General features: G+C 37.5%; 13 protein-coding genes. All 13 read left to right on the top strand.

Translation table 11 applies throughout. The features are described from left to right. Nucleotides 1–105: 105 nt before the first annotated feature. The 13 genes from CUC15_RS15340 to CUC15_RS15280 all read left to right on the top strand — a co-directional run bounded on the left by CUC15_RS15340 (nucleotide 106) and on the right by CUC15_RS15280 (nucleotide 12,750). Entirely contained in the window at nucleotides 106–1,344 is a 1,239-nt protein-coding gene (locus tag CUC15_RS15340) for an ABC transporter substrate-binding protein (RefSeq protein WP_114917502.1), read from the top strand. 56 nt (nucleotides 1,345–1,400) lie between these two features. Next, nucleotides 1,401–2,633 (top strand): ABC transporter substrate-binding protein, encoded by a 1,233-nt coding sequence (locus tag CUC15_RS15335; RefSeq protein WP_114917501.1) that lies wholly within the window; start codon nucleotides 1,401–1,403, stop codon nucleotides 2,631–2,633. Nucleotides 2,634–2,763: 130 nt separating this feature from the next. Continuing rightward, nucleotides 2,764–3,939, top strand: coding sequence for an acyl-CoA dehydrogenase family protein (locus tag CUC15_RS15330; RefSeq protein WP_114917500.1), 1,176 nt, complete (start codon nucleotides 2,764–2,766; stop codon nucleotides 3,937–3,939). A gap of 26 nt (nucleotides 3,940–3,965) precedes the next feature. Continuing rightward, the gene (gene fabG / locus CUC15_RS15325; protein WP_114917499.1) at nucleotides 3,966–4,730 is read left to right on the top strand and encodes a 3-oxoacyl-ACP reductase FabG; all 765 of its coding nucleotides are present in this window, start codon (nucleotides 3,966–3,968) and stop codon (nucleotides 4,728–4,730) included. Between the two features lie 233 nt (nucleotides 4,731–4,963). Continuing rightward, nucleotides 4,964–5,413, top strand: a complete 450-nt coding sequence (locus CUC15_RS15320; protein WP_114917498.1) for a MaoC family dehydratase N-terminal domain-containing protein — start codon at nucleotides 4,964–4,966, stop codon at nucleotides 5,411–5,413. After that, nucleotides 5,410–5,814 carry a MaoC/PaaZ C-terminal domain-containing protein gene (locus CUC15_RS15315; protein ID WP_114917497.1) on the top strand — a complete coding sequence of 135 codons (405 nt, stop codon included), beginning with the start codon at nucleotides 5,410–5,412 and terminating at the stop codon, nucleotides 5,812–5,814. The genes CUC15_RS15320 and CUC15_RS15315 overlap by 4 nt, the downstream gene beginning before the upstream one ends. Nucleotides 5,815–5,891: 77 nt before the next feature. Then, nucleotides 5,892–7,061, top strand: coding sequence for a thiolase family protein (locus tag CUC15_RS15310; RefSeq protein ID WP_114917496.1), 1,170 nt, complete (start codon nucleotides 5,892–5,894; stop codon nucleotides 7,059–7,061). Nucleotides 7,062–7,135: 74 nt separating this feature from the next. Next, the gene (locus CUC15_RS15305) at nucleotides 7,136–7,552 is read left to right on the top strand and encodes an acyl-CoA thioesterase (protein ID WP_114917495.1); all 417 of its coding nucleotides are present in this window, start codon (nucleotides 7,136–7,138) and stop codon (nucleotides 7,550–7,552) included. A gap of 68 nt (nucleotides 7,553–7,620) precedes the next feature. Then, entirely contained in the window at nucleotides 7,621–8,421 is an 801-nt protein-coding gene (locus CUC15_RS15300; protein WP_114917494.1) for an enoyl-CoA hydratase/isomerase family protein, read from the top strand. A 106-nt stretch (nucleotides 8,422–8,527) separates the two neighbouring features. Continuing rightward, nucleotides 8,528–9,508 (top strand): NAD(P)H-dependent flavin oxidoreductase, encoded by a 981-nt coding sequence (locus tag CUC15_RS15295; RefSeq protein WP_114917493.1) that lies wholly within the window; start codon nucleotides 8,528–8,530, stop codon nucleotides 9,506–9,508. Between the two features lie 4 nt (nucleotides 9,509–9,512). Further along, a complete protein-coding gene (locus CUC15_RS15290; RefSeq protein ID WP_114917492.1) occupies nucleotides 9,513–10,289 on the top strand; it encodes an enoyl-CoA hydratase/isomerase family protein in 777 nt (258 codons plus the stop codon). A 35-nt stretch (nucleotides 10,290–10,324) separates the two neighbouring features. Beyond that, nucleotides 10,325–11,263 (top strand): MBL fold metallo-hydrolase, encoded by a 939-nt coding sequence (locus CUC15_RS15285; protein WP_114917491.1) that lies wholly within the window; start codon nucleotides 10,325–10,327, stop codon nucleotides 11,261–11,263. A gap of 122 nt (nucleotides 11,264–11,385) precedes the next feature. Next, nucleotides 11,386–12,750: a sigma-54 interaction domain-containing protein gene (locus tag CUC15_RS15280; protein WP_114917490.1), complete on the top strand. Its 1,365-nt coding sequence runs from the start codon at nucleotides 11,386–11,388 to the stop codon at nucleotides 12,748–12,750. The last annotated feature ends 42 nt before the right edge of the window (nucleotides 12,751–12,792 follow it).

The raw sequence follows: 12,792 nt of genomic DNA, 5'->3' as shown, positions 1-12,792 counted from the left end.
CTAAAAGAGTAAAAAATTTTCATTTTACAGTGCAACATAGGCTGTCACCTAAAGGCTTGGTTCAACCATAGTTATCTGATCTTGTATTATATTAGGGGGACTATAATGAAAAAAATGCAATATCTTTCTTTTCTAGGAGTACTAATGTTACTCACTATTGGTCTAATAGCCTGTGTAGATGTATCATCAAGTAATTCTATCGAGGAAGAGGTTAATAGTAAGGAGGAGACACATGCAGTGACTCCAAAAGTTAATCAAGGAGAAGAGATTGTAAAAATTGGCTATAGTGGACCATTAAGTGGTGCTGCAGCACAATATGGAGCAAATGTAATAAATGGATTGAAAATGGCATTGGATGAAATAAATGAAGTTGGTTTTATAGTAAATGATACAACATATAAACTTGAATTGGTTGCACTGGATGATAAATATCTACCAAATGAGACAGGTATAAATGTAAAGCGTATCGTTTCAGAAGACTCTCCTATAGCAGTTTGGATTCCGCATAGTGGTGGTGTTTTTGCAACTCAGGTTTTTAATGAGCAGGATGATTTTATTATCATGGCTCAAACTAGTGAACCGAGGATGTATGAACAAGGAAATAAGTTAATGATAGGGGTTTCTCCACAATATAATATATGGCCTGAAACGTATAGTAAATATATGTTGGAGCATTTTGGAACGAAAATGGCCCTTCTTCCAACAAACTCACAATATGGGATGGATTGGTTAAATGTAATTAAGCCTATCTGGGAGGATATGGGCGGAGAAATTGTTTATGAAAGTGCAATTGACTTTGCTAAAGAAACAGATTATTTTACCACTATGTCTAATGCATTAAATGAAAATCCTGATGTTCTTTTCGTAGGAGGACCATCAGAGCCGACTGCACTAGTCATAAAACAAGCAAAGGAATTTGGATTTGACGGTGGTTTCATGATCATGGACCAAGCAAAAATGGAAGAAATGTCAGGGTTTTTAGGAGGTTATGAAATGCTTGAAGGCTCAATTGGTGCCCTTCCTATTGACCAGATTAACAGTCAGTCAAGTAGTAACTTCGTAGAAACATATAAGCGGTTATTTGATGAACAATTCGCAACTGCTGATTCTTCCTTAAGTTATCAAAGTCTTTATGTACTTGTAGAAGCGATGAAAGTAGCAGGAACAGTAACTGATCGAGAAGCAATTATGGAGGCTGTCAATGAAGGCATTCAAAACATTCCTGAAAATAAGATAGTCATTCCTCTCAAAGAAATGGATGAGGTTGGAAGTTTACAATGGAAATTCGATGCTGGTGCTGTTGAGGATGGAGAAGTTATTTCTATTCCGTTTAAAATTGAGTAAGACTTTATCTGTCTATCATTAAGATTATTGCTCTTTAGTAGAAAAGGAGGTTGGAAATGATATTAACAAAAAGAACATTTTTACTTGGCATGTTTTTCATATTAATCTTTGGTTTAATTGCTTGTGTAGATGTTTCACAAGGTAATTCGACGAATAGTGAAAAAGGCGATGAAGTAGAAACTAGTGATGAAATGCCAGAATTAAGTAAAGACGAGGAGATTGTTGAGATAGGATATAGTGGTCCATTAAGCGGTCCCGGAGCTCAATACGGACTGAATGTATTGAATGGACTGGAAATGGCCGCTGATGAAATTAATAAAACTGGTTTTGAAGTTGACGGAATAACATACAAGCTGAAAATTATTGCCTTAGATGATAAGTATTTACCAAACGAAACTGGTGTGAATGTTAAACGAATGATTTCAGAGAATAATCCAGTTGCAGTTTGGATTCCTCATAGTGGTGGTGTTTTAGCAACACAGGTTACGAATGAAGCAGATGATTATATTATTATGGCCTATACAAGTGAACCGAGACAATATGAACAGGGCAATGAGTTAATGATAGGGATTCCTCCACAATACAGTGTTTGGGCTGAACCATTTACAAGATATATGTTAGAAAATTTCGGTACAAGAATGGCACTTCTTCCTACAAATTCTCAGTATGGTAAAGATTGGTCGGAATCAATTGTTCCTGTTTGGGAAGAAATGGGTGGCGAAATAGTCTATAAGACTGAAATTGATTTTGCTAAAGAAACAGACTACTTTACTATTATGACTAACGCATTAAATAAGAATCCAGATGTACTGTTTGTTGGTGGCCCATCAGAACCTACAGCTCTAGTAATAAAACAAGCAAAGGAATTAGGGTTTACTGGAGGCTTCATGATCATGGACCAAGCGAAATTGGAAGAAATGTCAGGATTTCTAGGTGGTTACGAAATGCTTAATGGTTCTATTGGTGTTATACCTATTGAAGATCTTGATAGTGACTCTAGTAATAATTTTGTAGAAACATATAAAGATCTATACAATGAGCAATATGCAACTTCCGAGTCTGCATTAAATTATCAAAGTTTATATGCATTGGTTGAGGCGATGAAAGCGGCAGGTACAGTCGATGATAAGGAAGCAATTATGAAAGCTGTGAATGGCGGCATTCAAAATGTTTCTGAGGATAAAGCAATACTTCCCCTTAAAGGAATAGATGATGTAGGTGCTTTACAGTGGGAGTTTAATGCAGCTGTTATTGAAGATAGCGAGATTATAACCGTACCTGTTAAATAAATTTAAGGGAAATTGGAGCTTGTCTTAGATATATAGATAAAGATTACAAAAATCCCTATTAATTCATATATAAAATATACTTACCAGTTAGTATGTTTTAGATTAAATAAAATGAACAGGAGTGATTTACATGTATTTACGCCTAACAGAGGAACAAAAAATGGTTCAAGAAACTATCCGAAAATTTGTAGAAAAGGAATTAATTCCTTTAGAAAATGACGTTCTTCGAAATGAAAGGGAAGGAAAACCGAGCTTACCGAAAGAAAAATTAGAAGAGCTCCAATTAAAGGCAAAAAAAGCTGGATTCTGGGGAATTAATACACCCGCTGAATTTGGCGGAGCAGATATAGGCCAAATGATGATGGCGATTGTATTAATGGAAGTTTCAAAAACCTTTGTCCCATTCCAATTTGGCGGTTCAGCAGATAATATTCTTTACTATGGGAATGAAGAACAAAAGATGAAATACTTGATTCCAACAATTAATGGTGAGAAAAAATCATGTTTTGCAATGACCGAGCCTAGTGCAGGATCTGATACAAGAGGTATAAGAACAACAGCAATTAAAGATGGAAATGAGTGGGTAATTAATGGAGAAAAAACATTTATAACAGGAGGAAATGAAGCAGATTTTGTTATGGTCATTGCTGTAACAGACAAAGAAAAGCATCAACGAACTGGAATGGATGGTGTCACCTGTTTTATTGTCGATCGAGATATGGGATGGAAATCAGAGTATATTCACACAATGGGAGAATGGGGTCCTGCGGGGTTAGTATTTGATAATGTTCGTGTGCCAGAGGAAAACATTCTCGGGGAAGTGGATGGTGGCTATCAGCTTGGTTTAGAATGGATTGGTTTCGCGAGATGGGTTGTTGGAGCAACAGCTGTTGGTGCAGCGGAAAGATTATTACAAATGGCAATTAATTATTCAAAAGAACGGGAGACTTTCGGGAAGCCAATTTCTGAAAGACAGGCCATTCAGTGGATGATTGCTGATTCTGCAGTGGAAATTGAAGCTGCTAAATGGCTCGTATTAAATGCAGCATTTACCTTAGATCAAGGAGAAGATAATCGACATTTGGCATCCATGGCTAAGCTATACGGAGCAAATATGGGGAATAACGTTGTGGATCGTGTGTTGCAAATTCATGGAGGTATGGGATATACAAAGGAACTTCCAATTGAACGATGGTATCGTGAAGCAAGATTATGGAGAATTTACGATGGAACAGATGAAATTCAACGTTTAATAATCTCTAGAAACTTATTAAAGGGTCATGTTAAAGTAGGGCAATTTATATAAATCAAGGTATAAAGGAGGAATTAAAGATGACAGGTAGATTTAATGAAAGCGTTGCCTTTATTACGGGTGGAAGTCGAGGAATAGGAAGAGGGATTGCTCAATTATTTGCCGAAGAGGGTGCAAAGGTAGCAATCATCGACATAAATGAAGAGGCACTAATTAGAACTGCCAAGGAATTAAACGATCAGGGCTATAAGGTTTTTTCTAAAGTAGTGAATGTAGTTGATGCTAATGAGGTAGAAACTGCAATGAAAGAAGTTGTTGCAGCATTTGGATCACTTGATATTTTGGTAAATAATGCAGGAATTATTCGGGATAATTTATTATTTAAGATGACAGATAGTGACTGGGAACTAGTAATGGACGTACACCTAAAAGGATCATTTTATGCTTCCCGTGCAGCTCAAAAATATATGGTGAATCAAAAATATGGACGTATCATTAATATTTCATCTACCTCTGCACTTGGGAATCGCGGACAAGCAAATTATGCAACAGCAAAAGCTGGACTGCAGGGCTTGACAAAGACACTTGCCATTGAACTTGGAAAGTTTGGGATTACAGTTAATGCTGTTGCACCAGGATTTATTGAAACAGAGATGACGAAGGAAACAGCTGAAAGAGTGGGTATCACCTTTGAAGAGATGGTGAAATTAAGTGTAGATACGATTCCAGTAGGTAGAAGTGGAAAGCCAGTTGACATTGCGAATGCGGTATCATTTTTTGCTGATGAGAGATCTTCGTTTGTTAATGGTCAGGTTATTTATGTTGCTGGTGGTCCAAAAGATTAAATTTATTAAATGAACAAAAGCTCAAGCGCCCGTTTAGCGACATACAAACTGGAGAACTTCTGACGAGATAAAAAAACACGGCTAAGAATGAGCCGATGTTGACTTATCATAGGAGGAAGTTTGAAGTTTACTAATCGCTGGGCGCTGGTGCTGGACGTGTCCTATCTCGTCTAGGATATTGTAAAATGGAAATTTTTATACTTTCTTATTCTTTTCAAAAAGGGGATGTGTTTATGTTTCAAGATTCAATTGGGAAAAAATCAAAAAAAGTTAAAAATACTGTTGAAAGGGGAGCAGTAAAACGATTTGCAGAGGCCATTGGTAACGTACATCCTATATTTGTCGATGAGGAATATGGAAAACAATCAAGATACGGCCAAAACATTGCACCAATTACCTTCCCTAGAGTATTTGATTATGGAAAAATTGAGGATTTCTACCTTCCAAATATCGGACTTATTCATGGGGAACAAATCTATCATTACGAAAGACCATTATTAGTAGGTGAAGAGATTTATTGTTATACCGAAGTCGTAGATTATTATGAAAAGAACGGAAGCATGGGGCTAATTGGATTTGTAATTTTAAAAGCTTATGGAGATGACAAGGAAGGAAAAGTTATCTATAGCGAAACGCAAACTGTTCTTGTAACTGAGGCAGTAAGAAAGGAATTGGATAGATGAAAAGTATAGTTGATTTAGAAAAAGGACAATTGCTTGAGGAGATAACACTTAGCCCAGTATCGAGAATCAATTTAATTAAATATGCAGGGGCTTCAGGTGATTTTAATCCTATTCATACGATTGATGCCGAAGCAACCAAAGCTCAGCTGCCAGGGATTATTGCTCACGGGATGTGGACAATGGGGAATTTATCAAAATTATTCACTCCCTTCTTAGAAGAAGGGTTTATTCAAGATTATAAAATACGTTTTGCAGGAATGGTTTTTCTTGAGGATGTTATAACACTTAAAGCAAGGTTACAAGAAAAGAATAATGAATTACTTAACTTTAAAGTCGCGGCTGTTAATCAAAATGGTCAAGAAGTAATTAAAGGGGAAATCACATTTAAAAAATATTTATGAATCACGTTGATATCGATTTTTATATTGACCGTTTTGTATCGTTATTATAAAGCGAATAAGAAGGGGCGAATGGAATTATGAAAAGAGATGCGGTTATTGTGTCAGCAGTTCGAACACCGATTGCAAGACAGGGAGGAGCTTTAGCGAGTATCCCTCCACATGTATTTGGAGCTGAAGTAATTAAAGAGGCTATTAAGCGGGTAGGTATTGAACCGGAGCATATTGATGACGTGATATTTGGAAATGTGTTAAGTGGTGGGGGAAATATTGCTAGATTAACAGCATTACAGTCAGGTCTTGCAATAGAATTACCAGGTCTGACAATCGATCGGCAATGCGGTTCAGGTATAAACGCCATTACCTTGGCTGCTCAAGCTATTAAATCGGGTGATGGGGATATTTATATTGCAGGTGGAACGGAGAGCATGAGCCGTGCCCCATACTTAATGGATCGTCCAGAAAAAGCGTACAGTTCTACACCACCACAGTTCCGGGGTTCCCAACTCTCACCAAAAGAAATAGGTGATCCACCAATGGGAATTACAGCGGAAAATTTAGCGGAAAAATATGAAATTAGTAGGGAAGAACAGGATGAGTTTTCTTTACGAAGCCAGCAAAGAATGGCAAAAGCTATAGAAGAAGGGCGCTTTGACGCACAAATCGTCCCAATAACGGTTCCTGTCAGGAAAGGAGAACCGATTGTTTTTAAAACGGATGAACATCCCCGACCAAATACGACAATCGAAGGACTTTCAAAATTAAAACCTGCATTTCTAAAAGATGGAACGGTAACAGCCGGGAGCAGCTCGGGGTTAAACGATGCTGCGTCAGCCCTAGTGATTATGTCGAGAGAAAAAGCAGAAGAATTAAATATTACACCATTGGCAACCATTCGTGCTACTGCTGTTGCCGGAGTAGATCCCAATATTATGGGAATAGGTCCTGTACCTGCAACAAAAAAAGTCCTCGAAAAATCCGGTCTTAGTTTAAGTGAGATAGATATTATCGAGCTAAATGAGGCATTTGCTGCACAAGTGATTGCCTGTGATCGAGAGCTAAACCTAGATCCAGAAAAACTAAATGTTAATGGTGGAGCAATTTCACATGGTCACCCATTAGGTGCTACCGGAGCAATACTTGCCACAAAAGCTATCTATGAGCTAAAGCGTTCAAATGGAAGGTATGCACTTATCACTGCTTGTATTGGCGGAGGGCAGGGTATTGCCACAATCATTGAAGCTGAGTAGGTCTAGAGAGGGTAGAAAAAACTAACGTTCTAACCGGAAATTAGAATACTATTGCTGCAATGAAGGAGGTTACTATGATAACGTCATTTGATATTGAGGTGTATGTTCGTTTTGCAGAAACAGATGCAGCAGGTCATGTAAATAATACGAGTTATTTTTTATATCTTGAGGAAGCCCGGACAAAGTTTTTTAATGAATTGGGAGTCAAAATGGGAGAACGACCTCCTATCAATAATTTTATCTTAGCATCTACAACATGTGATTATGTGGCGCAAGCGTTTGCTAGCCAAACGCTAAAGGTTGCGACAGTTGTTACAAACATTGGCACAAAAAGTTTCAAAGTAGCTCACGAGATTACAGTTTCTGATACTGAGATTGTCATTGCACGTGCAACTGCTACACTTGTCTGCTTTAATTATGCTGAACAAAGAACGGAGCCAATACCGGTGTTGATTCGAAAAAATCTAGAGCAAAACTTTATCGCTGGTTAGTAGATAGTAATATCTCCCTTAAAAATAAAGGAAATTAAATCTTAAAATGTATATAAGGAGGATCTGTTATGGAAGTTAATCAAAGCGAGGATTTACTAGTTACTAGAAATGAAGGATTACTAAACCTTACCTTAAATCGCCCAGATAGTCTAAATGCCTTTAGCCCAGAAATGATTATAGGTTTAAAAGATGCAATCACACTAGCTAAAAGAGACCAGGCGATTCAGGTGGTTACTATATCGGGAACAGGTCGTGCATTTTGCTCTGGTGGAGATGTAAAAACAATGGGAAAAAAACAACCATTGGAGGCCTATGATCATATTGGAGAATTAAATGAATTAATTCTATCAATGAGGGATTTAGAAAAGCCTATTATTGCTGCAGTCCATGGATTTGCGGCAGGAGCCGGATTTAATTTGGCATTAGCCTGTGATATTATCCTGGCTGAAGAAGGTAGTAAATTCGCATTAAGCTTTTCAAAAGTAGGATTAATATCTGATGGGGGAGGACTATACTTTCTCCCAAGGTTAATTGGTCCATATCGTGCAAAGGAATTATTATTCAGTGCAGAGCCTATTTCGGTTGAGGAAGCATATACTTTAGGGATTGTAAACCATATTTATCCAATAAGTAATTTCAAAGAAAAAGTCAATGAATTTGCAAATAAATTAGCTACTGGTCCTTCTGTGGCATATGGATTTATTAAGAAGATTACGGATCAATCGTTTAATTCTACCTTAGATGAGATTCTTGAATTAGAGCGGATTACACAGGCAACGATCGTTTCCACAGAGGATCATGAGGAAGGAATACAAGCATTTAAAGAAAAACGACAACCGAATTTTAGAAGAGTTAAAACAGGGATTTAAACTTAGAGCTAATAAACCGAGTCTTCGTTTATGTTTATTAAATTTCCATCTCCTCTCCTAGAGAGGAGATGGTTAAAAGAATCTTTATAAAAAGGAGATAATCCAAATGCAGTTAAACGAATTAAAGCAACAAGTGAAATTACCCGTCATCATGGCTCCAATGTTTTTAATATCTAATCCTAAAATGGTAATCTGCGCATGTGAGGCTGGAATTATTGGGTCTTTTCCAGCACTAAATGCCCGCACAACGGAATTGCTTGAAAAGTGGATAATTGAAATCAAGAGTGACTTAGAGAAAATCAGAATGGAAAATCCTTCAAAAGTAATCTCACCATGGGCAATCAATTTTATTAGTCATAAATCAAATATGCGTTTTGAAGCAGATCTTCAATTGATTGAAAAACATCAGCCGCCACTTGTTATAACATCACTAGGTGATCCAAGTCCTGTTGTGAAAATTGTCCATAACTATGGTGGGCTCGTATTCTCGGATGTCATTAATGTGAAATTCGCTAAAAAAGCATTGGAAAAAGGAAGCGATGGATTGATTCTTGTTGCTAACGGTGCAGGTGGTCATGGTGGAACACTTAATCCAATCGCATTTGTTCATGAAGTCAGAGAGTTTTTTGACGGACCGATTATTTTGGGAGGAAGTATGTCGAAAGGTGAAGATATACTTGCTGCAGAGGTTCTTGGTGCAGATTTTGCTTATATGGGAACACATTTTATCGTTGCAGAGGAAAGTGGTGCAAGTGAGGAATACATTCGAATGGCAATTGACTCGTCAATCGATGACATTATTTATACACCGGCTTTTAGTGGTATATCAGCAAATTACTTGATTCCAAGTATTATTAACTCAGGGCTGGATCCAAATAATCTTCCGGAAAAAGGAAAAATTGATTTCTCAGAGCTCGGGAATCCAAACATTCGTGCCTGGAAGGATATCTGGGGTGCAGGCCAAGGGATTGGCGGAATAAAAGAGACTCAATCAATTGCTGAAATTACACAAGAACTATTAGGACAATATAGGACGGCACAGGAAAAAGTGAGCAGTTCATTAATCGATAAAATAATGAGAAGGTGATCATATGTCAGACGTAGTAAAAGTAAAAAAAGATAATAATATCGCATATATTTCCATGAATAGACCAGAAAAGCGGAATGCATTATCCGTGGAGATGGCAAATGAATTGTTGTTTGCATTAAAAGATGCGGACGCAGATGATGACATAAAGGTAATCATCTTATCAGGTGAGGGTAAGGCTTTTTCTGCTGGTGGGGATTTAGATACATTGAATAATCTAAACAATATCGCAGAAATCATGAAATATATGAAACAGGCACTAGCAGTTATTCAAACGATTAGGAAATTAGATAAATATGTCATAAGTGCTGTACATGGATTTGCCGCAGGTGCTGGTTTCAGTATCGCCCTTGCCGCAGACTTCGTTGTAATAGATTCAAAGGCGAAATTTGTCTGTAGTTTTACCAATGTAGGAATTATTCCCGATCTTGGACTTGTAAAGACATTATCTGAAATGTTGCCTTCTACCATTGCCAAGGAGTGGATTTCATCGGCAAGGCCGGTTTCTGCACAAGAAGCATATGAAAAAGGCATCGTAAATAAGGTTGTCGAAGGTGATCTACTACAGGGTGCGGCAGACTTTGCTCAGTTTATTATCGATGGTCCACCCCTTGCTAATCAATTCGTTAAGCAGTTAGTTAATCACTCGGCAGAATTAACCTATGACACAAATGACATGCAAGAGACAACGATACAGACATTACTTCTACAATCAGAGGATAAACAAGAAGGAGTTCGTGCATTTTTCGATAAGAGAAAGCCTGAATTTAAAGGGAGATAGTAATTAATAATAATAATAGAGTGGAAGTGAATAAAATGCTAGAACAATTCGGAATCAATTCTATAAAACTAGATCTCCCTTTCCGTCTTAACCACGTAAACAGTTTCATTGCTGAAGGAACGGATGGTTGGACGGTAATCGACGCTGGTCTTCATAATGTTGAAACAGTAAAAAGATGGGAACAGGAACTAGACGGAAAAACGGTAACGAATATTTTAGTAACCCATTATCATCCAGATCATTTCGGTTATGTTGGCGGTCTGCAACAGAAAACAGGCGCTAGTGTTTCGATGTCCATGGTTGATGCGGATGCAGGACTAAACGCATGGGAAGATCTCTATCTAGATAAATTAACTGATAATTATTTACTAGCAGGTATTCCTGATGATATTGCAAATCAAATGTCCAGCAACACAGAGGAATTTATCTCGCTTGTCACTCCATACCCAAAAATAAATCATTATTTTCAAGAAGGTGAATTAATCCCGTTTGGCATGTACGAATATGAAGTGATTTTTACTCCAGGACATTCAGATGGTTTGATTACTTTATATAACAAAGAGAAGAGTATGCTACTGGCAACAGATCATATTTTACCCAATATTACGCCGAATATTTCTTACTGGTTTCATGGTGATCCGAATCCATTAAAAACATTTTTAAATTCGTTAGCTAAAATTAAAAAATTGGATGTTGATTTTGTTGTACCTTCACATGGGCAGCCATTTTACGGGGCGAATGATCGAATAGATGAAATAATAGCTCATCATGATGAAAGACTAACACATTCATTGGAAATAATTGCTGACGGGTGTACTGTTTACGAAGTTTGCCAAGAGCTATTTCCTAAGATAAAAAATACCCATGATAAAAGGTTCGCAATTGGGGAGACAATTGCACATTTGGAATATTTATATGTGAAGAACGAATGTGTGCGTGAAGTAAAGGACGGAAAATATATATACTATATTTAAACTCAGCCCCTTCCCAAGGAGCTATTCTGTCTACAATGTTCACTGAATAAATCAGAATATTGCTAGCTAAACATCTGTATTGGTATAATCATAGAAACAGTCGAAATTTTGGAGGTAAATCAATGCATCGTTTAATCAGTCCATATCGTAACGAAATACTAGAGACGGTCCTTGAAAATCTCTACTATTGCTTAGTTATTGTTGATGCGGAAGGCAGGATCATATACTTGAATGACCACTATTGTAATTTCCTTGAAGTAAAGAGAGAGGATGCAATTGGAAAACCTGTTGCCGATGTGATTGAGAATTCGAGAATGCACATTGTTGCGAGAACAGGCAAAGATGAGATAGCTGATCTGCAGTACATACGTGGAAATCATATGATTGCCAATCGAGTTGCCGTACGTGCCAATGAACGGGTGGTTGGTGCGGTTGGCATTGTTCTTTTTCGTGATACGAAAGAATGGATGAACATGAATAGTCACATTAAAGAGCTGCTACTTGAATTGGAGGAATATCGCAAACAACTAAACGACCGCTATGGAACAACATATTCTTTACACGATATAATTGGGAATTCTCCACAAATTACGGAATTGAAAACGAAAATTAAGAAAATCGCACCGAGTGATGCCACCGTACTAATCAGAGGGGAAAGTGGAACTGGGAAGGAGCTCGTCGCTCACAGTATTCATCATTTAAGTGAGCGGCATACGAAACCATTTGTTTCAATTAATTGTGCTTCGATTCCCGAGCACTTACTAGAGTCAGAATTATTTGGCTATAAAGAGGGTGCTTTTACAGGGGCGAAGAAGGGTGGAAAACTTGGGAAATTCCAGCTTGCGAATGGAGGAACATTGTTCTTAGATGAAATTGGTGATATGCCATTAAATGCACAGGTGAAAATACTCCGAGTTTTGCAAGACGGAGAAGTAGAAGCAATTGGCGCGGTTCAGACAGATAAAGTTGATGTAAGAATCATTACGGCTACTAATCAGCCACTGGAGAAACTGATTCAGGAACAGCAGTTTAGAGAAGATTTATTTTATCGAATAAATGTAATTCAAATGCAGACACCGCCGCTTAGAGAAAGGCCAGAGGATATTCGAGTACTAGCAAAATATATTCTTCAAAAGATAACGAATCGTACAGGTAAGCGTGTGCTTGACTTCGATACAAAGGTATTGGACTATTTTATGCATTACACCTGGCCGGGGAATGTTAGAGAGTTAGAAAACGTAATAGAGTCAGCAGTACATCTGACAAACTCCGAGAGAATACATTTGAAAGATCTTCCAGATCATTTGCAGCCAAATGGTTTAGTGAATGAGAATGCTGGTACATTAAAGGAGATTATTGAGCAAACGGAAAAATTGGCAATAGAACGTACACTGAAAAAAGCAAATGGGGACAAGCAAGCTGCAGCGAAATTATTGGGAATCGGGAAATCAAGCTTATATGATAAAATAAGTAAATATGATCTTTGATTTCCACTAACATGGAATTCATTCCGAAATTCCGGAATAAAA

The sequence above is a fragment of the Oceanobacillus zhaokaii genome (assembly GCF_003352005.1).
GTDB classification, from domain to species: Bacteria; Bacillota; Bacilli; order Bacillales; family Amphibacillaceae; genus Oceanobacillus; species Oceanobacillus zhaokaii.
The sequence above is the reverse complement of the archived record's forward strand: the minus strand, read 5'-3'. Positions and strand labels throughout refer to the sequence as shown.